Source organism: Thalassospira lucentensis MCCC 1A00383 = DSM 14000 (assembly GCF_000421265.1).
Taxonomy (GTDB): domain Bacteria; phylum Pseudomonadota; class Alphaproteobacteria; order Rhodospirillales; family Thalassospiraceae; genus Thalassospira; species Thalassospira lucentensis.
In genome coordinates, this window is record NZ_ATWN01000011.1 from 83,330 (window position 1) to 107,440 (window position 24,111).

Genomic DNA, 24,111 nt, shown 5'->3' on the forward strand with positions numbered 1-24,111 from the left:
AATCATGGAGGTTACAATGTTCACCCGGAAACTCATCCGTGGCACCGTTATGGGCCTGACGGCCCTTGTTGCCCTTGCCGGAATGCCCAAAAATTCCAGCGCGCAGGAAGTCCTGAAATTCGGCCACGTCTATGAAGTCGACACCCCGTATCACCGTGCGGCTTTAAAAGCATCCGAGCTGTTCGCCGAACGTACCGATGGCCGCTATAAAATCGAAGTCTTCCCGGCGTCACAGCTCGGCAAGGAAGCCGCCATCAACGAGGCGCTGACCCTCGGTTCAATCGACATCATCTATACCGGTGTTGCCTATCTCGGGCAGACATACCCACCGATTTCGATCTCCGATTATCCCTTTACGCTGCGCGGTTACGAACACTGGTTGAACTACACCAAGTCGGACCTGTTTGCCGAACTGTCCAAAGAATACACCAGTGTCACCGGCAATGAGATCGCCGGGCTGGTTTATTACGGTGCGCGTCATGTGACCTCGAACAAACCGATCCTGACACCGGCTGATATGAAGGGTCTTAAAATCCGCACGCCGAATGCCCCTGCCTATCAGATGTTCCCCAAGGAAACCGGTGCTAACCCGACGCCAATGGCCTTTTCCGAAGTCTATCTTGCTCTGCAACAGGGTGTTGTCGATGCACAGGAAAATCCGCTTCCGACCATTAAATTCAAAAAATTCTATGAAGTTCAGTCGAACATCAATCTGACTGGCCACATCATCAACTCGTTGATCATGCTGGTGTCGCCTTCCACCATGGACAAACTGGGGGATGAAGACGGCAAAGTTCTGCTTGAAACCCTTCAGGAAGCCGGTATCGGCGCATCCAATGAAATCGTGAAAAACGAAAATGAGTTGGCCGACTGGTTCCGTGAACAGGGTGTCACGGTTAATGAAGTCGACCGTGGTCCTTTCATTGATGTCATCGCCCCGCGCCTGAAAAGCGACGACATGCCGTGGGATCCAGAAATCTTTGAGCGCCTAGAAGCCATCAAAGGGTAACCCTAGCGTAACCTTGTTCAGCTTCCAACCGGGGGGACCTTGTTTCCCCCGGTTGCGCCATGTTCGATTTCCGACGGAGACACACATGTCCGACATTAACGGGGATCTTTTTACCGAACAGGAACAGCAAGAGGCCGACACACATGCCAGCCTCAAACTCACATGGGCCGATATTCCCGCGCTCCTGATTTTCTGTGCTCTGTTCGTGACCGTATTCCTGCAATTCTTTACCCGCTACGTGCTCAATGACTCCCTTGCATGGACCGAAGAAATCGCACGCTATCTGCTTATTCTGGTGGCCTTTGTCGGTGCGGTGAAATGTCAGCTCGTCGACAGCCACATCCGGCTTGAAATCATCGACAAACTGGCCGGTCGGGCCCTGCCACGGCTTAAAATCATCGCCCTTACCCTTTCGGCCGGGTTCTTTGGGTTTGCCATCTATTCGCTCAACGAACTGATGACCAAAACCTCCTATCAGAAAATGGTCTCTCTCCCATTTCCCAAATATTACTTCTACGGGCTGATCATGGTCGCCCTTGGTGTGCTTGTCGCCGTCCACGTGCGGCAGATTTATGTGCTGCTGCGGAGTAAACCCTGATGAGCTTCCTTATCCTTCTGATATCGCTGGCTGTTTTTATTGCCGTGCGTGTCCCGATTGCCGTTGCACTCGGCCTCTCATCGCTCATTTACATCCTGATCGAAGGCATGCCGTCGGTCGTGCTGCTTCATAACATGATCAATGGCATGAACAGTTTCCCGCTGCTGGCCATTCCGTTCTTTATTCTGGCCGGTGGGTTGATGAATTCCGCGGGGATCACAAGCCGTATTTTTGCCTTTGCCCGCGCGCTTGTCGGTTGGTCCCATGGCGGACTGGGACATGTTAATATCGGGGCCAGCATTGTGTTTGCCGGCATGTCGGGGGCGGCGGTCGCCGATGCGGGCGGGCTCGGCGCCATTGAAATCAAAGCCATGCGCGATGCAGGATATGATGACGACTTTTCGGTTGGCATTACGGCTGCTTCCTCGACCATTGGCCCGATCATCCCCCCATCCCTGCCACTTGTTATTTTCGGGGTGATGGCATCTGTATCCATCGGTGAACTGTTTGTGGCCGGGATCATTCCCGGATTGCTGATGGCCGCATCCTTGATGGTGATGGTCTGGTGGATAGCGCGCAAACGCAACTACCCACGCGATGTCGCCTTTAGCCCAAAGCTCGTTGGATCGACGTTCCAGACCGCTTTCCTGCCGCTATTGACCCCGGTGATCATTGTAGGCGGCATTGCATCGGGGATATTTACCCCGACCGAGGCTGCTGTGTGTGCGGCAAGCTATGCCATTGTTCTCGGCATGCTGGTCTATCGCACGCTCAGCTGGAAAAAACTGGTGCGCGTGTCTGTCGAAACCATCGAAACCACGGCATCAATCATGCTGATCGTCGGCACGGCCAGTGTGTTTGCATGGATTCTTGCCGCCAATCAGGCCGCCGTCGTGTTTTCCGAAACGCTTCTTGCCCTGACCCAGGACAAAACCCTGATTCTTTTGATCATCACGCTGATTGTTCTGGTGGTCGGTCTGTTTATGGAAACGATTGCCGCGATTTCAATTCTGGTCCCGGTGCTGCTGCCAATTTCGATGCAGCTTGGCATCGATCCGGTCCACCTTGGGATCATCGTGATCCTGAATTTGATGATCGGGCTTTTAACCCCGCCCATTGGCATGGTGCTTTATGTGCTTTCCAAGGTGTCATCCGTACCGTTTGAGCAATGCGCAAAGGCAACCATGCCGTTCCTCGTACCGCTGATCGCGGTACTGCTGCTTCTGACCTTTGTGCCGTCCATAACCCTGTTCCTGCCCGATCTTCTGTATCGGCAGTAATCCCCCTATCAATACAGAGGTCCAAGCACATGACCACTTCATCCCCAGACAGCATTCTGTTGCACCCCGGCGACAATGTTGAAATTGCGCTCGGCAATCTGGCCAAGGGTGCCCGGCTTTCCCAAAGTGAGGTTCTCTTGAGTGCACCGGTCACACGCGGGCATAAAATCGCCATCCGCCCGATTGCGGCTGGTGACCCGGTGCTGCGCTATGGTCAGATTATCGGGGCGGCCACCACCGATATTGCGCCGGGCGATCATGTTCATACCCACAATATCGGCATGAGCGAACATCGCCAGAACTATGACTTTGCCAAGGATATCGCAGCACTGCCTGCTGCCACCGAGCAGAAATTCTTTATGGGGTATCCGCGCAGTGACGGACGGTTTGGCACCCGTAATTATATCGGTGTACTGACCTCGGTAAATTGTTCGGGCAGCGTCGCGCGCTTCATGGCCGAGCAGGCAGAAAAAACCAGCTGGTTTGCCGAACTTGAAAATGTCGATGGCATTGTGCCCATCGTCCATGGCAGCGGCTGTGGCATGGGCCGCCATGACGAAGGCTATGACACCCTGTTTCGCACCTTATCAGGTTACGCCAAACATCCGAACTTTGGCGGTATCTTGCTTGTCGGGTTGGGGTGCGAGGCCATGCAGGTCGAAGATTTGGTCGGGGCGGAAAAGCTGCGTCATGATGGCAACTTCCATTACATGACCATTCAAAACAGTGGCGGCACCCGCCAAACCGTCGAACGCGGTGTGGATATCCTGCGCGACATCGCCCTTCGCGCCAATAAGGTCAAACGCGTGCGTGTTCCGGCATCCGAACTGATCGTTGGATTGCAGTGTGGTGGATCGGACGGATATTCCGGCATCACTGCCAACCCTGCTCTTGGATATGCTTCCGACCTTCTGGTCCGGCAGGGCGGCACCACCATTTTATCGGAAACACCGGAAATTTATGGCGCAGAACACCTTCTGACCCGACGTGCCATAAACGTGGAAGTCGGCCAGAAACTGGTTGATCGGATCAACTGGTGGGAAAACTATACGTCTGTGCGCGGCGGTGAAATGAACAACAACCCATCACCCGGCAACAAACGCGGCGGCCTGACAACCATTTTGGAAAAGTCACTCGGGGCCGTTGCCAAGGGTGGCACAGCACCGCTGACAGACGTTTATCAGTTCGGCCAGATCATCGATAAGAAGGGCTTTGTCTTTATGGACAGCCCCGGGTATGACCCCTGCTCGGTGACCGGTCAAATCGCCAGTGGCGCGACCCTGATTGCTTTTACCACCGGTCGTGGATCGGTGTCGGGATATATCCCAAGCCCGTGCATCAAGCTTTCGACCAACACGGCGATGTATGAAAACATGCACGAAGACATGGACATCAATTGCGGTGACATTGCCGACGGGAATGTCACCATCGAAGACAAAGGCCACGAAATATTCGAAATGTTCCTGCGCGTCGCATCAGGAACCGAAAGCAAAAGCGAAGCCCTTGGCTTTGGCAATGCCGAATTCGTCCCGTGGCAAATCGGCGCTGTGATGTAGGACGATATTGCTTGCCTGTTTGACTGATAACGATGCCCCGGCGTAGCATCGCGGGCATAAACCCACATCGGTTAAAAAGGACACTGCGGACATGGCCCGGAACCACAATCGGACTTTCGTGATCATCGGGCTTGGCACCGTGGGCAGTACGGTTGCCTCTGATCTGGTGCGGTATGGCAATCACGTCATGGGCATTGATATCAACGAAAAATCGGTGGCCGCCCTGTCTGATACCCTGTCAGAAGCCGTCATCGCCGATGGCCGGGATGAAGAAGCCCTTCGCGAGGCCGGGGTCGATAAATTTGATGTGGCCTTGATTGCGATTGGCGAAGACCTGGAAGCCAACATTCTCTGCACGATGAATGTCAAAATGCTTGGCGTGAAAACTGTCTGGGTCAAGGCGATCAACAAGACCCATCACCGTATCCTGACAAAACTCGAACCTGATCGGGTTATCTTGCCCGAACAGGAAATCGGCCAGCACATCGCCCAGAAACTTCATAACCCCGCAGTCCGCGATTACCTGAGCCTTGGCAATGGCACGCATGTCATCAATTTTCAAACGCCCGACTCACTGAATGGGCAAACGGTCGATTCCCTTGATCTGGAAAAGACCTATGATCTGCGCTGTCTTGGCCTGTCACGCGGATCGGATTTCGTAAGTTGCGAATCCGGTGCCGTCACCATCGCAGAAGGCGACAGGCTCCTGATACTTGGACGCCGTGAAAACCTGCGCAAATTCAGCGACGGCGTCTAAAAAACATGCAAATCTTTTTTCCGAACCGCCCCGGAACGCCGATCCGCATTCCACCGCCGCTTTTGCTGTCGGTTCTTTATCTTGCCCTTATCCTGATCGGGGCGGGTGTTCTGTCATTGCCGATTTCGGTCACCACACCAACGACCTTTTCTGACGCCCTGTTTACCGCCACATCTGCGGTCACGGTCACCGGGCTCTCGGTGGTTGATACCGGCACAAACTTCACCCTGTTTGGTCAGGCCGCCATTCTGATCATGATACAGCTTGGCGGATTGGGGTTGATGACCTTTGCCGCCCTTGTCCTATCTGTTCTCGGCCTGCCGATCGGGCTTAGCCATCACACCTATTTGCGCGAAGACCTTAGTCAAACGTCCCTTGATCGTCTGGTCGGGCTGGTCAAAACCATCCTGCGGGTTGTTCTGATCTGCGAACTGATCGGGGCGGCTTTGTTGCTTCTGGTTTTTGTGCCTGAGTTTGGCCTTATCAAGGGCCTGTGGTTTTCGGTTTTCCATTCTGTTTCGGCCTTTAACAATGCCGGTTTTTCCCTGATGCCCGACAGCCTGACCCACTGGGCCACCAACCCGGTCGTCAATCTGGTTATTCCCGGTCTTTTGGTAATTGGCGGCATTGGGTTCAGTGTCATTTCCGATATGTCACAACATCGCACGTGGCAGCGCCTATCAATGCACAGCAAGATAATGCTGTCGGGCACCGCCATTCTGACAATCTGGTCGGTGGCGGTGTTTGCCATTCTGGAATGGAACAATCCCGGCACGCTTGGCGCCTACCCCAATATTTTCGACAAGCTTCAAATCAGCTGGTTTCAAGGGCTGACCACGCGCACCGCCGGGTTCAATACTGTCGATATCGGCTCCATCCACGACACCACGGCATTGATGTTCGTGCTTTTAATGGTGATCGGCGCGGGTAGCACATCGACCGCAGGCGGGATCAAGGTCACCACCTTTATCGTTCTTATTCTGGCGACCATTGCCTTTTTCAAACGCCACAATCAGCTGCATGCCTTTGGGCGCAGCATTGGACTTGAAGAAGTCATGAAGGTACTCGCCCTAACCATGATTTCCATCTTCGTCATCATGCTGGGCATTTTCCTGATCACCATTTCACATGATGGCGATTTTCTTGATCTGGTGTTTGAAGTCACATCCGCATTCGGGACTGTCGGCCTATCGCGCGGCACGACCGGCGAGCTTGACACCGCCGGGCGCATTATCATCGGGGTGATCATGTTTATCGGCCGTGTCGGCCCGCTGACCCTTGGCTTTTTCCTCGCCCGGCGCATTCCGCCACGGATTTCCTATCCCGCCAGTCAGGTCTATCTCGGCTAAAGCTCAATCGACCACAAACAGGGTTGCACCAGTTTGCGTCGATGACCGGTGGGCTTCGGCGTTATCGGCCACCTGATAACTCATCCCCGGTTTCAGGGTATAGGTCCGGCCATCTTCAAGCTCGGTGACCAACTCGCCTTCGAGACACAACAAGATATGCCCTTTGCTGCACCAGTGATCAGCAAGATAGCCCGGCGAATATGTCACCATCCGGACCCGGATCGGGCCAAAGTTCTGGGTGCGCCATGTCGCCATACCCGTGTCACCGCGATGTTCAGTCGGCTCAATACGCGACCAGTCAGTGGTCCCAAAGGGCAGATTGGCAATATCCATGGGGGTATCTTTCAAAAGGAAGGTAAGGCGGAACGCCACGCCAAACTATGCCTCCAACCCCCGCCCGGTCAATCACCTCAAACAGGCATCCGCCATATCAGTTAAACGCGGTATTAATCTTTACCCTATAGGCAGATAGTGGGTGATTAACGAGTCGCACCAAAGGACTGACCGCATCTTGTTACCGGCAACCATCGCAACCAACCAAAATTACTCTGCACACCGTTTGGCGGAAATGCGCGACGCATTGGCTAAACGCCTGCATGGCGATACCTTTTGCGTGGTTGTGACCGGGTCCTATGGACGGCACGAAGCATCGGACCAATCCGACCTTGATTACTTCATCATCGGGCGTGAAGCCGAACGAAGCCAAGCCCCGCACCGTGATGTCGCCGATATTCTGGGCAAGATGGTCACCAAGAAACCCGCAGTAAACGGCCCGTTTTCATCTTATATCACCGCCGAAGAACTGGTGAACCGGATCGGGCTTGACGGTGATACCAATTCCATCACCACCAGGCGCTTGCTGTTCTTGCTCGAATGCGAATGGCTGTACAATGAGGCGGGCAAACGTAAATTCTTTGACGACCTGATTGCCAATTACGTCACGACCACGGTGACACGCGAGTCAATCGCGCGCTTTTTGGTCAATGACGTCATCCGCTATTACCGCACCATCAGCGTTGATTTTGAAATCAAAACCCGCGAAGGCGACGCCAGCAAGGCATGGGCACCGCGCCGCTTAAAACTCGTATTCTCACGGAAAATGCTTTATTTCGGCGGTATTATTGCGGCCGCTGAAACAGCAGATCGCGATTATGCGGGAAAACGCGAAAAACTGTCCGAACTTTTGCAGCTCCCGCCAATCACCCGTCTACAAACCGTGTTTGGTGCAAAAAGCCTTCCGGCACTCGACCTTTATGATCGGTTCCTGCGCGAACTTTCTGACCCGGAAGTCCGTGCACGCCTTGAAAAGGTCGGCCCCAATGACCGCAATGATGCCGAATTGCGATCCTTGCTTGATGCAGGCAAAAACTTCTCACACGAACTGATCACGCTTTTAAAGGGGCGCTATGGCCCGGATCACCCGATTCACGAAGCGTTGCTGATGTAGTCGAACGCGGCCCGGATTGGGCTTTAACGTTTCTCGGTCACATGCTTATGGTAATTCGCCCGATCAAGGTCATGTACCTCGACACTAAATTGCACCGCATAATCCCCGACCAACCATTCCAGCCGGTCACACAGGGCCGCAAGGGCGGCTTCGCCGGTGGCAAATTTCACCGCCTCACTCCGCCCCGACAGCAACCGAATATCAAGATGCACCATGGCACTTTTGTCATCACCATCGGCAATCACAACATTTTCAAGCGGCGATAGGCGGGTCTTGAACGACGCCAGTTCGGCGTCGGTTTCTCGTGCAATGACATAATGAAGATCAACCGCGAGCTTGCGCAACTCATCGGCAATCGGAAGTTTGGCAGAATATTCGATTTCAAGCTGGGGCATGATTTCTATCTCTTTGGTAGCGACCTGCTCCTTCTAACAAGGAACCTTGCCTGCTGAACACAAAAAAGCCGACCCGAATGAACGGGTCGGCTTTGATGCAAATTGGCAAAGACCAATTAGTAACGATAATGATCCGGCTTGAACGGACCCGCCTGCGGCACGCTGATATACTCAGCCTGTTCCTGCGACAGCTTGGTCAGTTTCACGCCAAGACGGTCAAGGTGCAGGGCTGCAACTTTCTCATCAAGGTGTTTAGGCAGGACATAAACTTCGTTTTTGTAGTTGGCGAAATTTTTCCAAAGTTCGATCTGGGCCAGCACCTGATTGGTGAAGGATGCCGACATTACAAAGCTCGGGTGGCCGGTTGCACAACCAAGGTTCACCAGACGGCCTTCGGCCAGAACGATCAAACGTTTGCCATCCGGAAATTCGACTTCGTCGACCTGCGGCTTAACATTGTCCCATTTGTAGTTCTTAAGCGACCCGATCTGGATTTCGGAATCAAAGTGACCGATGTTGCAGACAATTGCGCGGTCTTTCATCGCACGCATATGGTCAAGCGTGATGATGTCGATGTTGCCCGTGGTGGTGACAAAGATGTCGCCAACCGGGGCTGCGTCTTCCATCGTGGTGACTTCGTACCCTTCCATCGCGGCCTGCAATGCGCAGATCGGATCGATTTCGGTCACAAGAACACGGGCACCCTGACTGCGAAGCGACGCAGCCGAACCTTTGCCAACATCACCAAAACCGGCAACAACACCGATTTTACCGGCAACCATGACGTCGGTTGCACGTTTGATGCCATCGACCAGAGATTCACGGCAACCATAGAGGTTGTCGAATTTCGATTTGGTGACCGAGTCATTGACGTTGATCGCCGGGACCATAAGGGTGCCTTTTTTCGCCATTTCATAAAGGCGATGCACACCAGTGGTGGTTTCTTCCGACAGACCTTTGATGTCTTCGAGAAGTTCCGGGTATTTTTCGTGGATCAGCTGCGTAACGTCGCCGCCATCATCAAGGATCAGGTTCGGTTTCCAGCCGTTCGGGCCGGTAATGGTCTGCTCGATGCACCACCAGAATTCTTCCTCGGTCTCGCCTTTCCAGGCAAATACCGGGATTTCAGCCGCCGCCATTGCTGCTGCTGCCTGATCCTGGGTCGAGAAGATGTTGCATGAAGACCAGCGAACTTCCGCGCCAAGTGCCGTCAGCGTCTCGATCAGAACCGCCGTCTGAATGGTCATGTGCAGGCAACCAACGATGCGTGCACCCGCAAGCGGCTGGGCAGTGCCATATTCTTCGCGCAGCGCCATCAGGCCCGGCATTTCGGTTTCAGCAATCGCAATTTCCTTGCGGCCCCATCCGGCCAGCGAGATGTCTGCGACCTTGCAATCAGTAAAGTTCGACATGTCGTCTCCAATCAAACACAAATTGCGCATCCGCAATGACATCTGTCTTGCAGCTACGCCGATAAATTCTTTGGCAGTCGTTTATTCGACTGCGATGGAAGACATATAAAGATTTCTTTATATCTTTTTCAAGTCTTTTCTTGCATCAAATTTCAACGCGCAAAATTACATCCTGCTTTCGACCGACAAAAGTCGAGCAAGATCAAAAGGTCATCATAAATTGTATGAGGATAAAACCTGTGCTGAGTTTCGATCAGGCCAGATCGTTGAAATCATCAAGCATCACGGCGATGCGGGCCTGATCCCATTGTTCCATCACGCGATCCGCCTGATGTTTGGAATTGCGCGTATCAAGACGCCGCAGACGTTGCTTAACCAGCAACAAATTCACCGGCGACATCGATAAATTACGCAGACCAAAGCCAATGAATAATGGAATATAGCGCGGATCACCGGCCATTTCGCCACAGACACTGACCGGAATACCGCGTTCGTTTGACAGTTTGATCACATCGCGGATCAGACGCAGCACCGATGGATGCAAGGGGTCAAAAAGCCCCGCCACCTGATCATCGGTACGATCAATCGCCAGCGTATACTGGGTTAAATCATTGGTCCCAATGGCAAAGAAATCGCATTCGCGCGCCAGCGTATCCACCGCAATGGCCGCGGCCGGGATTTCAATCATCGCCCCAAGTGGGGGCAGATCATCGGGGATTGCATGGCCCTGTTTGCGCAGCCGTTTGGCCACCGCCTCATAAATATGGCGTGCCCGCGTCATTTCATGAACACTGACCACCATCGGGATCAGGACGCGCACCTTACCATGAAGGGACGCACGCAAAATTGCGCCAAACTGGGCCTCAAGAAGTTCCGGTTTGCGCAGCGACAACCGCACACCGCGCAGGCCAAGGGCTGGGTTCGGCCCGGTTCCCATATCCGCCTGAAGCGCAACCGCAAGCTTTTCCCCCCCGATATCAAGAGTCCGGATCGTGACGGGCTTGCCATCCATCCGTTTTACGATATCGGCGAGTTCTGCGTATTGTTCGTCCTCATCGGGCAGGTAATCCTTGTTCATAAACATGAACTCGCTGCGCAGAAGGCCAATCCCGGTTGCGCCGTTTTCAAGGGCGGCGGAAAGCTCGATTGGCAATTCGATGTTGGCGTGCAAATCAATATCAACCCCGTCGCGGGTCGCCGACGGCACATCGCGCAAGGATGCAAGCTTGTTACGCGCGGCCAACCAATCTTCACGGCGCTGGGTATAATGGGCGATATCGGCATCAGTGGGCGCAAGGATGACTTCACCCCGCCCCCCATCGACAATGATCTGATCGCCTCCTGAAACCCCGCGAATGATATCAGCCGCCCCAAGGACGGCGGGAATACCAAGTGAACGCGCCATAATCGCGGTATGCCCCTCTGCCCCGCCAAGGGCGGTGACAAAGGCGGTCAACTGGCCGGGTTCAAACCGGGCCATGTCCGCCGGGCTGACATCCTCGGCAATCAGGATCGCGCCGGTGGGCGCCATGTCGGCCGCCCGATCAGTTTCGCCGATCAAACAGCGCATCAGGCGCAAACCAACTTCGCGGATGTCAGATGCGCGTGCGGCGATATAACGATCATCAATGCCCGAAAACTGATTGGCGATGACGTCGATGACTTCGCTGACCGCATGCACGGCATTAAGCTTGCGCGACACAATCAGTTCTTCCGCCCCGCGCACCAGACGCGATTCGGTCAGCATATGAACATAGGCATCCAGCAGGAAACCAAGTTCCTCGGATGCGGCACTTCCAGCATTGGCAGATTGTGATTTCAGACGCTTGAGCTGATCAATACTTTGCGCAACGCCATCATGAAGGCGTTTGCTTTCGGCCTGAACGGCATCCTCGGCAATCGGTTTACGGCTGACCTGAATATATTGGCGGTCCAGAACAAACGCCCGACCAATCACAATCCCGCCAGATGCCCCCAGCCCGGTTATAATCCGCCGGCCGGCCATTGCGTTTTCATCGGATATGGATTGGTCTTTTGGGGGAACTGTCAAACCAGATCTTCTGCCAACTCGTTCTTGTTATTTCCTGAAAGCCGTCAGTTCTTTATACCGCAAAGAAGCGGTTATTCTTCATCAAACTTGTCATCGACAAGCTCGTTTAAGGCTTCAATCGCCTTTTTGGCGTCAGGTCCGACAGCCTCGACCTCGATCTCGGTGCCGATGGATGCGGCCAGCATCATAAGCCCCATGATCGAAACACCTGAAACCTCGGTACCACGGTTGCGCACCATGATCGCCGATTCAAACTCACCGGCCAGTTTAACAAATTTCGCCGCAGCACGGGCATGCAATCCGCGCTGGTTACTGATTGTTAAAATGCGTTTTTCCTTCTGCGCCATCTATGTCCCCGCGGTATGTCCCCACTGGCCGGACACGCATTTTTCACGTCCGGCCCTGATTTTATTGTTTTAAGTCTTATTCTTCGCCGCTGAGCAAACGCGATGCGACATTGATGTATTTTCGGCCCGCATCCTGGGCGGCATTGACCGTTTCGGCCAAGGTGCCTTCAACGCGAACAGATGCCAGCTTAATCAACAAAGGTAAATTTACCCCTGCGATCACTTCGACATGGGCCTGTTCCATAATCGAAATCGCCAGATTGGACGGGGTTCCGCCAAACATGTCGGTCAACAAAACAACGCCTTTGCCACTGTCGACTTTTTCGACACTGGCCAGAATATCCGCACGACGTTGTTCCATGTCGTCATCCGGTCCAATACAGACCGCTTCGACATTTTCCTGCTCGCCCACAACGTGCTGCAAGGCAGATACGAACTCTTTCGCGAGATCGCCATGGGTGACAAGCACCATCCCGATCATGCAGTTTTCTCCATCTTCTTCACTCCCCCGAATTCGGTTCATCCGGCTTGTCACGATGACTGAGATGAACGTCATATCCCAGATCGGCAATCCAGTCATTTAGTATCCGCGCAGTATAAACCGAACGGTGTTGGCCGCCCGTACACCCGATTGCGATGGTCAGATAACTCTTACCTTCGCGGGCATAGCGCGGCAAAATCGGCTCAAGCAGGTCCCGCAGCCCATCGACAAATCCGGCGAAATCCGGATCTTCTTCGATGTAATTTCCAACAGCTTTATTCAGTCCCGTCAAAAGACGAAGCTCGGGATCATAGTGCGGGTTGCGCAGAAAGCGAACGTCAAAAACCAGATCGGCCTCCGCAGGCACCCCCTGGCGGAACGAAAAGCTTTTGACAAAAACGGCCATACCTTCAGTTTCACCGATGTGAAACTGGTCTTGCAGGATCTTGCGCAGTTCGGCTGATTTCAGGCGCGATGTTTCTATGGTCATGTCCGCCGTTGCGGCAATCGGTGCCATCAGGCGTTTTTCATGCTCGATCGCATCAACAAGTGGTCGATCATGCGCCAACGGATGGGGGCGGCGCGTTTCGGTAAACCGGCGCTGCAAAACCGACGTTTCGGCATCCAAGAAAACCACAAGCGGATCAACGCCCTGTTGATCGCGAAGCTCGGCAATGATTTTGACAAACTGATCAACACCAAAATCACGGGTTCGGATATCAAGACCAATCGCGGTGGGTTGTTCCGGGTGCTTGGCCCCGGAAATCAGCGCAGGCAACAATCGAAGCGGCAGGTTATCCACCGCATCAAACCCGAAATCTTCCAAAATCTTAAGCGAGGTCGTCCGTCCAGCACCAGAAACCCCGGTCACCAGAACCAGCCGGTTTTTGGCATCAGTATAATCAGCAGCAAAACCGTCACGCATATCGGATCGATCTTGCGGATTTTCTGGTGATTTTTCTGAACGTTCTTGCAAAGCGGTTTCCTGTTGAACTTAGGGTTCGAGCTGCATCTGACCCGTTGCGAGCGCCAAAGCTACCCCAATCTTGGCCTCAACCGCCAGATCAGATATGCAAAATTTCCACTTTGAAATTTCAATACCACACACAAGCTCGGTTTCCGGGACCGGCATGCGTTCGACATCGTCCGGATCATCAACAAGATCGACGATTAGGCGAACGTCGCCTTCAGGTTTAGTAGGCAATCCACGCACCACACCAATCCCACGCACTTCGCACAGTCCGGCGATCTGGGAGGGGGAACGTGCAATCAAACGTCCGTCGCGCGCAACAAGGTCGGTTCTGTCATCGGAGATAAGCACTGCCCCCTTTGACATCAGGCGCAGCGACAAGCTGGATTTTCCGGCACCCGATGCCCCGCGCAACAAAACAGCATGCGCGCCGATCAGGATACAATTTGCATGAATTTGGGACATAATGGAAAACGATGCTTGGCTCATACCGCCTTGTCAAACCCCAAACGCTGGGCCCTATCCACACGCATAGATAAATGACCGATTACTGAGGGTTTTCTGCCCCGTCACAGATCAATCAAGCGGCAACCGAATGGTAAAGACAGCCCCTTTGACCTCATCATTAAGCACCCGATTCTGTGCGCTCAGTTCGCCATTATGAGCCGACATAATCCGCTTGGAGATTGATAACCCCAATCCAGAATGCTGACCGAACTTCTCGGTCGATGGGCGTTCGGTATAGAACCGGTTAAAGATCGCCTCTTCCTTGCCCGGCGGAATGCCCGGCCCGTCATCTTCGATCGTGATGATCGCCTGATTCTTATCTCGCCATGCCCGCACGCGCACTTCCCCACCTTCGGGGGTAAAGGTAATCGCGTTTGAAATCAGGTTTCTAAACACCTGCGTCAATCGGCTTTCAAGGGCGGGAACAATCAGGTTTTCCGGCACCGCAACCTTGATGCGCGGCCCATCGGGGTTGGCATTGTAAAGTTCACCCATTGTTTGCAGAAGCGGGCGCAGGTCAACCTCTTCGGATTCGGTCCGCGACAGTTCGGCATCCATCCGCGAATAATCGGAAATATCGCTGATCAGTCGATCAAGACGCTGCACGTCTTCGGCGATGATTTCCATCAGTCGGCGTTGCCGTTCTGGATCTTTCAAACGTGTTGCGGTTTCCACCGCACTTCGAAGCGACGTCAGCGGGTTTTTAATCTCATGCGCCACATCGGCGGCAAACCGTTCAATCGCATCCATACGATCCCACAGCGTTTCGGTCATATCGCGCAATGTCGTCGACAAATCGCCGATTTCATCGTTGCGATCCGACAAATCGGGGATGGCAAACTGACGGTTTTTACTGCGTCGGACCCGCTCGGCCGCACGCGCCAACCGGTTCAGTGGCCGCGTAATCACTCCGGCCAGATAGATCGACAGAAGAACCGTGATCCCAAAGGCAAAGACAAAGATTTTAAGGATATCCAGCCGCACGGCATGCAGGGCGGTTTCAATCGTATCGCCACTTTTGGTCATCATCACCGATGCCAAAACCTGTTTGAACCGGGCGACCGGCACCGACACCGACAACACCCGCCGTCCTTGCCCATCCACCCGGACAACCCCGCGTGAATAGCCCGCAAGGGCTGCGCGCACTTCCGGATAATCGGCTGCACTGGCAACCGGCGGATCAACATAAAGCGGCAAGGGCTGATCGCCTTCAAACAGGGCGAGCAACCCATCGGTCAGATTGCGCATGACTTCGGCGAAAAAATCGTCATCGCCCGGTGCGGGAAGTTCTTCGGCCTGAATGGTGCCTGCCCCAAATGACTTGATGTTGCGACTGTCGGCAATCAGGTTGCCATTAACCGCAAACAAACGTGTGCGCGCACCGGTAATGCCGACAAGACGCCGCACCATTTCACGCGCAACTTCAAGCTTCACCTGATTGGTCGCATCATCGCCGGAACTGACGGCAGATGTGGAAAGGGCTGCGGCATACATTTCCGCCTGAACCGCCATCGCCTCAAGCTCGGAATGGATCAATTCCTGCTTATAGCGGCCAAGATACAAAATCCCGGCAACGAGCACGAACAACGCCAGCGCATTTACCGCCAGAATACGCCACGTCAGCGGGGAAAAAAGCCCGTGACGTTCTTCTATGCGTGCTGTGCGCGTTTCGTGCTGGACCGTTGTTTGGTCGTCGTTATCTTCGGCGGCAAAGTCGCTCATTCAAACCCGCAAATTTGGTCGGGCCGGGAAAAACCCGGCCCGAAAACGTGGTGTCAGCCCGCTACTGTGGCTGTGTCACGATAACGATATCCCACGCCATACAAGGTTTCGATTTCCTTGAATTCGTCATCGGTTTCGCGGAATTTCTTACGCAGGCGTTTGATGTGACTGTCAATGGTACGGTCATCGACATAGATATGTTCGCCGTACGCCGCATCAATCAACTGATCACGGTTTTTAACGTGCCCCGGATGCTTGGCCAGCGCCTGAATAAGCAGGAACTCGGTCACCGTCAGGTTCACATGCAAGCCTTTCCAGCTGCACATGTGGCGCGACGGATCAAGCACAAGGTCACCACGCTGGACAACGTCATCCGAACCATTCGGACGAACACCCCCGGCACGCATGATTTCCGCACGCCGCAACAAGGTGCGAATCCGTTCAATCAGCAAACGCTGGGAAAACGGCTTTTTGATATAATCATCCGCGCCCAGACGAAGGCCGGTCAATTCATCAACCTCGTCATCTTTTGACGTCAGGAAGATCACCGGCATCTGCGTTTTCTTGCGCAGATGGGTCAAAAGCTCAAGCCCATCCATACGGGGCATCTTGATATCCAGGACCGCCAGATCTGGCTCTTCCTTGGTCAGGGCGTGCAACGCCTCAGAGCCATCAGAATATGTAAGAACCTCATATCCTTCTTCTTCCAACGCCATCGATACAGACGTCAGGATATTCCGGTCGTCATCTACAAGTGCGATCTTGCTCACCTGAACCTCACCCTTTGGACAGATAAAATTTTCTCGTAACTCTCATAACTATACAAGTTACACCCCAATGTGGCGAAAAAATAACCTCCTGAGGCATAATTAAGGCCTCTTCTCTCATGGCTTTGCCAGCCCTGCCCATACTTGTATCAGTTGACTTTCCGCTGCGGGGACAAATAACAATCATCCGTTCGGAACGAACATGCCAATCAATCACAAACGCGCCGAACACCAAAATGATCCCTGACCCGCCGGGAGGCAGCCATTTTTTACTGGTTAAGCACCTATAGCCGCGTAACGCTCAGTCTGGCCGGGGTCATGATCGCGGGGCTTGTGGTATGGCTTGCCGTCAGTTCCACCGGCAATCTGACAATCAATGAACTTGAAAAAACCGCACAGGCCCGTCTGGCCCTTTATGACAGCTCATTGCGCGCAGCCATCGACCGGTATCGCTATTTACCCTATGTCGTCTCGCGCCATCATCAGGTCATTGATGCCATTGCTGGCACCGGAAATGCCCACACCGCCAGCCTGTATCTTGAAAAAGTCAATGGCCGGGCGGGCGCAGCAGCCCTTTATGTTCTTGATCAACGCGGCATGACGATTGCGTCGAGCAACTGGAACACCGCCGACAGTTTTGTCGGCGAAGATTACAGTTTCCGCCCCTATTTCAATCAATCCATTGCCGGGCATGAGGGCTTCTTTTTCGGGATCGGTGTTACAACCGGACGGGCGGGGCTTTTCATTTCCACCCCAATAAGCCGCAATGATCAGATCATTGGCGTTGTCGTCGTCAAACTGGAACTCGACGAGTTGGAAAAGAACTGGCAGGACGGTGGCGAGGTTGTCTTTGTCGCCGATGCCGATGGTGTGATTACACTGACCAGTCGGGGCGATTGGAAATACCGCACCTTGCTGCCTCTGTCGGCTGCGGATCGCGAACGCATTACACGCAACCGTCAATATGTTGGCGAAGACCTCAATAGCCTCGACATCGGCGGGCAAATTTCGGATGGCAAAGGCACGCTTGCGATTGGGTCGGAACAGTTTCTGTATGATGTAAAGAAAATCGACGGCAGCGATTGGCGGATTTTCTATCTGACCTCCATGAGCGACGTCACCGCCCGTCAGGGCACCGTGATGCTGATCACCATCATTGCGTCCGGATTGATCATGTTGATCATTCTGTTCTTGCGCGAACGCGAATTAAAACTGGCCTCCCAACGCGAAGCCCTTGAATTCGAACGCATTCAAAGTCTCAACACCCGCCTTGAAGAAGAAATCACTGAACGACGCAAAACCGAAAACGAATTGCGCGGCACACAAAACGAACTGGTTCAGGCCGGGAAACTGGCGGCATTGGGCCAAATGTCGGCCGCCATCGCCCATGAAATCAATCAGCCGATTGCCGCCATTCGGACCTTCTGCGCCAGCGCCAAACTGATGATTGAACGCGGCAAGACTGAACAGCTTGATCAGAACATTTCACAAATTTCATCTTTGACCGAACGCATGGGTGCCATCACCGGGCAGCTCAAGACATTTTCGCGCAAATCAACCGGGGTTCTCGAACCCGTTGACCTTAAGGTCGCCCTTGATAACGCCCTGCAGCTGCTAAGCCCGCAATTGGAAACGGAAAACTGTCAGCTTGAACGCCATGAACTTCGCATGCCGTTAATGGTCCATGCCGATCTGGTGCGAATTGAACAGGTTTGCGTCAATATCATTCGCAATGCGCTTGATGCCATGATCGACAGCCCGAAAAAACGTCTTCGCATTGACCTAACGACGGCGGAGTCCAACGTGATCATGCGCATTTCCGACACCGGGCCGGGCATGGATGATGATGCACTGGCTCTTCTGTTTGATCCGTTCTTTACCACCAAGGACCCGGGACAGGGTGTCGGGTTGGGACTTTCGGTGACATATGGCATTGTGCGTGACTTCGGCGGCAGCATAAAAGCCTATAACATGACGTCGGGTGGTGCGTGCTTTGAAGTCCGCCTGCCACTGCTTAGGGAACAAACATCGTGACGACCGACAATCAGACACCGCCGAAAAGTCAGGCACACATCATCATTGTTGATGACAATGAAGCCATGCGTGTGTCGCTGGCGCAATGGCTGGAACTGTCTGATTTTGAGGTCACTGTCTATGCTGACGCCCGTGATGCGCTTGGCGATATTACATCTGATTTCGCCGGTGTGGTTCTGACCGATGTGAAAATGCCCAAAATGGACGGCATCAGTTTCACCAAATCGGTTCTTGCCACCGATGGCGACATACCGGTGATCCTGATGACCGGGCACGGCGATGTGCCCATGGCCGTCGAGGCGATGAAAAGCGGCGCCTATGATTTCGTCGAAAAACCGTTTGAGCCCAAAGACATTGTCGAAAGCCTCGAACGCGCGATTGAAAAGCGCCGTCTTGTCATTGAAAACCGCCAACTGCGCCGCCAGATTGCCCATCGCGGCAGCCTTGATGGCCGCCTGATCGGCAACAGCAAACAGATGTACGCGCTAAAGGAAGAAATCGCCAATATCGCCGCAACCGAAGTGCCGGTTCTGATTTCTGGCGAAACCGGCACCGGCAAGGAACTGGTCGCACGCGCCATTCATGACCTCAGTGACCGACGCGATGAAAAGTTCGTCGCGGTCAATTGTGCTGCCATCCCGGAAAGTACTGCTGAAAGTGAATTGTTCGGCCATGAAAAAGGAGCCTTCACCGGGGCGGCTGGGCAGCGGATTGGCTGGATTGAACATGCCATCAAAGGCACGCTTTTTCTCGACGAGATATCAAGCATGCCACTCGCCCTTCAGGCCAAACTGCTACGCGTGATCGAGCAGCGCGAAGTCGTGCGTGTCGGATCAAATTCACCGGTTAAAGTTGATTTTCGCCTGATTTGTGCCACCAACGAAAACCTGACCGACGCGGTTTCCGCCCGACAGTTTCGCGAAGACCTGATGTTTCGCATCAATACGTTCGAACTGGCAATCACGCCTTTGCGTGATCGCACCGATGACATTGCCCTTCTGTTTGATATTTTTGCCGAACGTGCCGCTGAACGGTTTGAACGCCCCTATGACCGACCGGCACCATCCTTGATCGGGCAGCTTAAAAAACACGAATGGCCGGGCAATGTCCGTGAACTCAAAAACCTCGCGGAACGCTATGTTCTGCTTGTCGGCAGCCCCGAAGATAGATTCCAGCGACTGTTCAAAGGCGGCTTTAATCTGGCAGAACCGGTTGCAAACGCGTTGGCACTTGCCGATCAGGTCAAACATTTTGAAGAACGCCTGATCCGCGATGCACTGGACCGTCACGATGGCAACGTCAAATCGGTGATGGAAGAACTCGATATTCCCCGGCGCACGCTCAATGAAAAAATGAAAAAGCTGAACATTCGGCGCGACAAAATCGTCTAGGGTCTGAACCCAACATCCGGCATGCAAGCGGCGCAAACATCGGCAATAATCCGCCGATCAAATACGGAAAATCAGCAAGATTTCGCCGATTTGGCAAATTCGACCAATTCAAGCAATTGATTTATAACAGTAATTTTAATTCTCTTATTTGGCATACACATTGCACATCCGAGTACCAAAATGATAAAATAACGAAAACAAGGGAGGATACCTGACAGCCAGCCCACAATGGGCGGTATGTTATTGGCTGTTGCGCATTTCACCTTTTTTCATAAGATTTCAGCGATCTGCCTGTTGAACAATGCTCTTTTGCATGTCCTTCTGGCAGGGTTCCGTTGGCTGGCGCACATTATGCGAAACATGTCAGCATTTCACGGTGTCGCGATTGAAATCCAAAAATAACAGGCCCCGAAAAAGGGTCGTTTTCGATCCCAAAGATCAATCGTTTTGAAATGATCTTTTGAATATCTCGACGCACCACGCGTTAACCTAAGGGAGGACTACCATGAAGCTACGTAATCTGCTTTCTGCAGCAGCCGCAGCCATGATTCTCGCCGCTGCACCCGCATCGGCACAACAGCTTTCGATCGCAACCGGCGGCACCGGCGGCACCTACTATCCGTATGGTGGTGGCCTGGCCGAACTGATCACCAAATATGTTGATGGTTCCACCGCAGTTGCCGAAGTAACCGGCGCATCTGTTGAAAACATGGGTCTGATTTCCCGTGGCGACAGTGACATTGCAATCGGTCTTGCTGACACCGTTTATGCGGGTTTCACCGGCACCGGTAAATTCGAAGACCGCAAACTTGATAACGTCCGCGCACTGGCATCGATCTATCCGAACGCCGTTCAGATCGTGACCATGGCAGACAGCGGCATCAACACGCTTGCCGACCTTAAAGGCAAACGCGTTTCTGTTGGCGCACCGGGTTCGGGCACCGAAGTTTCGGCCAAAACCCTGCTTGAAGCCAATGGTATCACCTATGATGACATCGAAGAACAGCGCCTGAACTTCAACGAAACCGCTGATGCGCTCCGTGATGGTGACATCGATGCCGGCTTCTGGAGCGTTGGCCCGCCGACCAGCTCGATCCTCAACCTCGCAACTACCCGCGACATCAAGCTGATTGCGCTGACCGACGAAGAAATCGTTGCGGCCCTTGATGCTGAACCGACCTTCGCACCTTATGCCCTGCGCAAAGGCATCTACGAAGGCGTTGAAGCACCGGTCAACACCGTTTCGACCCCGAACGTCCTGTTCGTGAACGCAGAAATGGACGAAGACCTCGCCTATCAGATCACCAAAACCCTGTTTGACAAGGTTGATGAACTGATTGCGATTCACCCGGCAGCCAACGACACCACCGTTGACTTCGCGCTGAACTCGACCCCGATTCCGATGCATCCGGGTGCGCTTCGTTATTACGAAGAAACCGGTTCACCGATTCCGCCGAAACTGTATCCATGATTTCGCTAAATTGGGGGCGGCCAGCATTGGCCGCCCTTACCATTCTTCTGTCGGCATGTGCGGGCCCGTCCCCGCGCACCGAAACGCTACCGGGCACCGCAACCGACCAACTTAAGGTCATTGCGGACGATGGAACCGTTTTGGCCAGAACACCCATCCCACGCCAAACCGGCTGGTGCCTTTATTGGAACCATTCAGTAACCGGTGACGGGGTGATAGACTGTTATGTCGATGATCTGGGAAAAATGGTTCTCCACCGTGCCTACCAACCCGATTTTGCCGCAGGTCTTGGCCATTATCCGGGTCGTGGAATCCTCACCAGCGCCAAAGGTGGCGGCTACTGGATTGAGGATATCGACGAACCTGTGCCGGGCAATGCCTATGCCCTGCGCGTCGGAAGCCTTGCTGTTGATCATCGCATCGTCACAAATGATGGTGACGAAATCTATCTTTCAAAGATGGCTGAACACACCCGTGTCACCATCCGCCTTGATACCGGGGAATAAGTCTCATGTCTGAACCGGCACCGCTTCCGTCCATGGCGGACAACCTGCCACAGCCAAAACTGGTTGTGATGGCAATTTCTGTTGTCGCCGTTGCACTTTCCTTGTTCCAGATGTACGCCGCAGGTATCGAACCGCTTGGCCTGTTCTATCAGCGCAGTATCCATCTGGCGTTTGTCATGTTCTTGGCCTTCTTGATGTTCCCGATTTTTGGCGGCAACGAGAAGCGTGGTGTGCTGGGCTGGATCATTGATATCGCCTTCCTCGCCGGTGCCTTTACCACCGGCTTTTATCTTTCCTTCTATCTCGATGCGATTTTCAATCGCGCCGGGTTCTGGAGCGAAACCGATCTGATCATCGGCATCATCGCAACCGTCACCGTGCTTGAGGCAAGCCGCCGTGCAGTTGGCCTTGGCATGACCATTATCGGCATCGTCGCAATTGTCTATGCCCTGTCGGGGCCACGCGGCGCACTGCCATGGGTTGGTGAATGGTTGCCGGGTATTTTGTCGCATCGCGGGGCGGATGTTGATCGCCTTGTCGGGCAACTTTACCTTGGTCAGGAAGGCATTTACGGCCTGCCGATGGGGGTTGCTGCGACCTATATCTTCATGTTCGTGCTGTTTGGCGCGTTCCTTGAAGTCACAGGGGCGGGTAAATTCTTTATCGATATGGCCTATGCCGCCACAGGCAAAAAACCCGGTGGCCCGGCAAAGGCCGCCGTTCTGGCATCTGCTGGCATGGGCTCGATCAGCGGATCGGCGATTGCCAACGTGGTCACCACGGGCGCCTTTACCATCCCGCTCATGAAGCGTCTTGGTTACCGTCCGGCACAGGCAGGCGGCATCGAAGCTGCGGCATCAACGGGTGGGCAGATTACCCCGCCGCTGATGGGCGCGGGCGCGTTCCTGATTTCTGAATATACGCAAGTGCCGTATCTTGAAATCGTCATGGTCTCGATCTTCCCGGCGATCCTGTATCTCGGCACGGTGTATCTGTTTGTCCACATCGTTGCTCTTAAGAACGGCATGCGCGGCATGCCGGTCTCGGAACTTCCCGATTGGAAACAGGTTCTCAAAGAAGGCTGGCAGTTTATTTTGCCGCTTGGGGTTCTGATTTACCTTTTGATCCTGAACATTTCGCCCATGCGCGTCGGGTTCTGGGCGATCATTTCGGTGATGGCGGTTGCCGCCCTTCGCTATGTGCTTTGGTTCTTCATCGTCGCCCCGCAAAAGGGCGAAAAGCCCAGCTACGATGCGCTGAAATCTGCCCTTGCCAATGGCGTCAAAATCACCATTGCCGCTCTTGAGCTTGGTGCAAAGAATGCCGTTGCCGTTTCGATGGCCTGTGCGGTTGCCGGGATTATCGTTGGTGTGGTCGGCCTGACCGGTCTTGGCCTGAAATTCTCATCGATGATGATCGCGTTTTCGGGCGGTCACATTGTTCTGGCACTTGTTCTGGTTCTGATTGCCAGCCTGATCCTTGGCATGGGTTTGCCCGTAACGGCATCCTACATCGTTTTGATCGTGCTGGTCGGTCCGGCATTGTCGAACGAATTTGGCATTCCGCTTCTAATCGCGCATCTGGTGGTGTTCTGGTACTCGCAGGACAGTAACGTCACACCGCCGATTGCACTGGCGGGCTTTGCGGGGGCAGCGATTGCCAACGCCAGCCCCATGGAAACCAGTTTTCAGGCATGGAAATTTGCCAAGGGGCTCTATCTGATCCCGGCATTCATGGTGTTTAACCCGGAAATCATCGAAGGCGGTTCAATCCAGATCGTTCTTTGGACCGGCTTTACCGCGATCTTGTGTCTTGTGGCCTTTGCAGCCGCCCTTGAGGGTTATCTGTTTGCCCATATGGACATCATTTCGCGGGTTCTGATTGTTCCGGCCACGGTTGGTGTATTCTGGCCTGACCTGACCGCCGAGATTGCCGGGACGGTCGTCCTTCTCGCCATTCTCGGTCTGAACTGGTGGAAAGGCAAAAAGGACGGCCCGACACCTGCCCCGGCGGCAAGTTAGAGCCATTCTGAAATCATCAGACAAATCATCTGGCAAAATGC

Annotated in this window: 22 protein-coding genes; 12 read left to right on the forward strand and 10 right to left on the reverse strand. The window is 53.8% G+C overall.

The window, feature by feature from the left end; all coding sequences use genetic code 11:
• The first annotated feature begins 16 nt into the window (after positions 1 to 16).
• The 6 genes from K355_RS0119765 to K355_RS0119790 all read left to right on the forward strand — a co-directional run bounded on the left by K355_RS0119765 (position 17) and on the right by K355_RS0119790 (position 6,549).
• Positions 17 to 1,009, forward strand: coding sequence for a sialic acid TRAP transporter substrate-binding protein SiaP (locus K355_RS0119765; protein WP_028791784.1), 993 nt, complete (start codon positions 17 to 19; stop codon positions 1,007 to 1,009).
• 85 nt (positions 1,010 to 1,094) lie between these two features.
• A complete protein-coding gene (locus tag K355_RS25205; protein WP_022733897.1) occupies positions 1,095 to 1,607 on the forward strand; it encodes a TRAP transporter small permease in 513 nt (170 codons plus the stop codon).
• Positions 1,607 to 2,887 carry a TRAP transporter large permease gene (locus tag K355_RS0119775; protein ID WP_022733898.1) on the forward strand — a complete coding sequence of 427 codons (1,281 nt, stop codon included), beginning with the start codon at positions 1,607 to 1,609 and terminating at the stop codon, positions 2,885 to 2,887. The genes K355_RS25205 and K355_RS0119775 overlap by 1 nt, the downstream gene beginning before the upstream one ends.
• Before the next feature lie 29 nt (positions 2,888 to 2,916).
• A complete protein-coding gene (locus K355_RS0119780; RefSeq protein ID WP_022733899.1) occupies positions 2,917 to 4,443 on the forward strand; it encodes a UxaA family hydrolase in 1,527 nt (508 codons plus the stop codon).
• 91 nt (positions 4,444 to 4,534) lie between these two features.
• Entirely contained in the window at positions 4,535 to 5,200 is a 666-nt protein-coding gene (locus K355_RS0119785) for a potassium channel family protein (RefSeq protein ID WP_022733900.1), read from the forward strand.
• A gap of 5 nt (positions 5,201 to 5,205) precedes the next feature.
• Complete coding sequence (locus K355_RS0119790) at positions 5,206 to 6,549, forward strand: TrkH family potassium uptake protein (RefSeq protein ID WP_022733901.1); 1,344 nt, start codon at positions 5,206 to 5,208, stop codon at positions 6,547 to 6,549.
• 3 nt (positions 6,550 to 6,552) lie between these two features.
• Here K355_RS0119790 and K355_RS0119795 read toward each other — a convergent pair whose 3' ends face one another.
• Complete coding sequence (locus tag K355_RS0119795; protein WP_028791786.1) at positions 6,553 to 6,882, reverse strand: DHCW motif cupin fold protein; 330 nt, start codon at positions 6,880 to 6,882, stop codon at positions 6,553 to 6,555.
• A 178-nt stretch (positions 6,883 to 7,060) separates the two neighbouring features.
• On the opposite strand from K355_RS0119795, the gene K355_RS0119800 reads away from it, so the two are divergent.
• Entirely contained in the window at positions 7,061 to 7,996 is a 936-nt protein-coding gene (locus K355_RS0119800; protein ID WP_022733903.1) for a DUF294 nucleotidyltransferase-like domain-containing protein, read from the forward strand.
• 23 nt (positions 7,997 to 8,019) lie between these two features.
• Here K355_RS0119800 and K355_RS0119805 read toward each other — a convergent pair whose 3' ends face one another.
• The 9 genes from K355_RS0119805 to K355_RS0119845 form a co-directional block, all read right to left on the reverse strand.
• A complete protein-coding gene (locus K355_RS0119805) occupies positions 8,020 to 8,391 on the reverse strand; it encodes a 5-carboxymethyl-2-hydroxymuconate Delta-isomerase (RefSeq protein ID WP_022733904.1) in 372 nt (123 codons plus the stop codon).
• Positions 8,392 to 8,507: 116 nt separating this feature from the next.
• Positions 8,508 to 9,803 (reverse strand): adenosylhomocysteinase, encoded by a 1,296-nt coding sequence (gene ahcY / locus K355_RS0119810; RefSeq protein WP_022733905.1) that lies wholly within the window; start codon positions 9,801 to 9,803, stop codon positions 8,508 to 8,510.
• Positions 9,804 to 10,056: 253 nt separating this feature from the next.
• The gene (gene ptsP / locus K355_RS0119815) at positions 10,057 to 11,808 is read right to left on the reverse strand and encodes a phosphoenolpyruvate--protein phosphotransferase (protein ID WP_022733906.1); all 1,752 of its coding nucleotides are present in this window, start codon (positions 11,806 to 11,808) and stop codon (positions 10,057 to 10,059) included.
• A 116-nt stretch (positions 11,809 to 11,924) separates the two neighbouring features.
• Positions 11,925 to 12,200 carry an HPr family phosphocarrier protein gene (locus K355_RS0119820; RefSeq protein WP_022733907.1) on the reverse strand — a complete coding sequence of 92 codons (276 nt, stop codon included), beginning with the start codon at positions 12,198 to 12,200 and terminating at the stop codon, positions 11,925 to 11,927.
• 76 nt (positions 12,201 to 12,276) lie between these two features.
• The gene (locus K355_RS0119825) at positions 12,277 to 12,681 is read right to left on the reverse strand and encodes a PTS sugar transporter subunit IIA (RefSeq protein WP_022733908.1); all 405 of its coding nucleotides are present in this window, start codon (positions 12,679 to 12,681) and stop codon (positions 12,277 to 12,279) included.
• A gap of 19 nt (positions 12,682 to 12,700) precedes the next feature.
• Positions 12,701 to 13,657 (reverse strand): RNase adapter RapZ, encoded by a 957-nt coding sequence (gene rapZ, locus K355_RS0119830; RefSeq protein ID WP_022733909.1) that lies wholly within the window; start codon positions 13,655 to 13,657, stop codon positions 12,701 to 12,703.
• 18 nt (positions 13,658 to 13,675) lie between these two features.
• Entirely contained in the window at positions 13,676 to 14,116 is a 441-nt protein-coding gene (locus K355_RS0119835) for an HPr kinase/phosphorylase (protein WP_028791789.1), read from the reverse strand.
• Positions 14,117 to 14,227: 111 nt separating this feature from the next.
• The gene (locus tag K355_RS0119840) at positions 14,228 to 15,880 is read right to left on the reverse strand and encodes a stimulus-sensing domain-containing protein (protein ID WP_022733911.1); all 1,653 of its coding nucleotides are present in this window, start codon (positions 15,878 to 15,880) and stop codon (positions 14,228 to 14,230) included.
• A 53-nt stretch (positions 15,881 to 15,933) separates the two neighbouring features.
• The gene (locus K355_RS0119845; protein ID WP_022733912.1) at positions 15,934 to 16,650 is read right to left on the reverse strand and encodes a response regulator transcription factor; all 717 of its coding nucleotides are present in this window, start codon (positions 16,648 to 16,650) and stop codon (positions 15,934 to 15,936) included.
• A gap of 315 nt (positions 16,651 to 16,965) precedes the next feature.
• Here K355_RS0119845 and K355_RS0119850 point away from each other — a divergent pair, with 315 nt between their 5' ends.
• From K355_RS0119850 to K355_RS0119875, 5 genes are all read left to right on the forward strand, one after another.
• Complete coding sequence (locus K355_RS0119850) at positions 16,966 to 18,681, forward strand: ATP-binding protein (protein ID WP_022733913.1); 1,716 nt, start codon at positions 16,966 to 16,968, stop codon at positions 18,679 to 18,681.
• A complete protein-coding gene (locus K355_RS0119855; protein WP_022733914.1) occupies positions 18,678 to 20,072 on the forward strand; it encodes a sigma-54-dependent transcriptional regulator in 1,395 nt (464 codons plus the stop codon). Before K355_RS0119850 ends, K355_RS0119855 begins: the two co-directional genes overlap by 4 nt.
• A 505-nt stretch (positions 20,073 to 20,577) precedes the next feature.
• Entirely contained in the window at positions 20,578 to 21,543 is a 966-nt protein-coding gene (locus tag K355_RS0119865; RefSeq protein WP_022733916.1) for a TAXI family TRAP transporter solute-binding subunit, read from the forward strand.
• Positions 21,540 to 22,049, forward strand: coding sequence for a DUF1850 domain-containing protein (locus K355_RS0119870; RefSeq protein WP_022733917.1), 510 nt, complete (start codon positions 21,540 to 21,542; stop codon positions 22,047 to 22,049). Before K355_RS0119865 ends, K355_RS0119870 begins: the two co-directional genes overlap by 4 nt.
• A 5-nt stretch (positions 22,050 to 22,054) precedes the next feature.
• Positions 22,055 to 24,070 (forward strand): TRAP transporter permease, encoded by a 2,016-nt coding sequence (locus K355_RS0119875; RefSeq protein ID WP_022733918.1) that lies wholly within the window; start codon positions 22,055 to 22,057, stop codon positions 24,068 to 24,070.
• Positions 24,071 to 24,111: the final 41 nt, after the last annotated feature.

Excerpts from the sequence above, each read along its gene's own strand:
- K355_RS0119765 (WP_028791784.1), top strand. The coding sequence starts at position 17 with ATGTTCACCCGGAAACTCATCCGTGGCACCGTTATGGGCCTGACGGCC.
- K355_RS25205 (WP_022733897.1), top strand. The coding sequence starts at position 1,095 with ATGTCCGACATTAACGGGGATCTTTTTACCGAACAGGAACAGCAAGAG.
- K355_RS0119775 (WP_022733898.1), top strand. The coding sequence starts at position 1,607 with ATGAGCTTCCTTATCCTTCTGATATCGCTGGCTGTTTTTATTGCCGTG.
- K355_RS0119780 (WP_022733899.1), top strand. The coding sequence starts at position 2,917 with ATGACCACTTCATCCCCAGACAGCATTCTGTTGCACCCCGGCGACAAT.
- K355_RS0119785 (WP_022733900.1), top strand. The coding sequence starts at position 4,535 with ATGGCCCGGAACCACAATCGGACTTTCGTGATCATCGGGCTTGGCACC.
- K355_RS0119790 (WP_022733901.1), top strand. The coding sequence starts at position 5,206 with ATGCAAATCTTTTTTCCGAACCGCCCCGGAACGCCGATCCGCATTCCA.
- K355_RS0119795 (WP_028791786.1), bottom strand. The coding sequence starts at position 6,882 with ATGGATATTGCCAATCTGCCCTTTGGGACCACTGACTGGTCGCGTATT.
- K355_RS0119805 (WP_022733904.1), bottom strand. The coding sequence starts at position 8,391 with ATGCCCCAGCTTGAAATCGAATATTCTGCCAAACTTCCGATTGCCGAT.
- ahcY (WP_022733905.1), bottom strand. The coding sequence starts at position 9,803 with ATGTCGAACTTTACTGATTGCAAGGTCGCAGACATCTCGCTGGCCGGA.
- ptsP (WP_022733906.1), bottom strand. The coding sequence starts at position 11,808 with ATGGCCGGCCGGCGGATTATAACCGGGCTGGGGGCATCTGGCGGGATT.
- K355_RS0119820 (WP_022733907.1), bottom strand. The coding sequence starts at position 12,200 with ATGGCGCAGAAGGAAAAACGCATTTTAACAATCAGTAACCAGCGCGGA.
- K355_RS0119825 (WP_022733908.1), bottom strand. The coding sequence starts at position 12,681 with ATGATCGGGATGGTGCTTGTCACCCATGGCGATCTCGCGAAAGAGTTC.
- K355_RS0119835 (WP_028791789.1), bottom strand. The coding sequence starts at position 14,116 with ATGTCCCAAATTCATGCAAATTGTATCCTGATCGGCGCGCATGCTGTT.
- K355_RS0119840 (WP_022733911.1), bottom strand. The coding sequence starts at position 15,880 with ATGAGCGACTTTGCCGCCGAAGATAACGACGACCAAACAACGGTCCAG.
- K355_RS0119850 (WP_022733913.1), top strand. The coding sequence starts at position 16,966 with ATGATCGCGGGGCTTGTGGTATGGCTTGCCGTCAGTTCCACCGGCAAT.
- K355_RS0119865 (WP_022733916.1), top strand. The coding sequence starts at position 20,578 with ATGAAGCTACGTAATCTGCTTTCTGCAGCAGCCGCAGCCATGATTCTC.
- K355_RS0119870 (WP_022733917.1), top strand. The coding sequence starts at position 21,540 with ATGATTTCGCTAAATTGGGGGCGGCCAGCATTGGCCGCCCTTACCATT.
- K355_RS0119875 (WP_022733918.1), top strand. The coding sequence starts at position 22,055 with ATGTCTGAACCGGCACCGCTTCCGTCCATGGCGGACAACCTGCCACAG.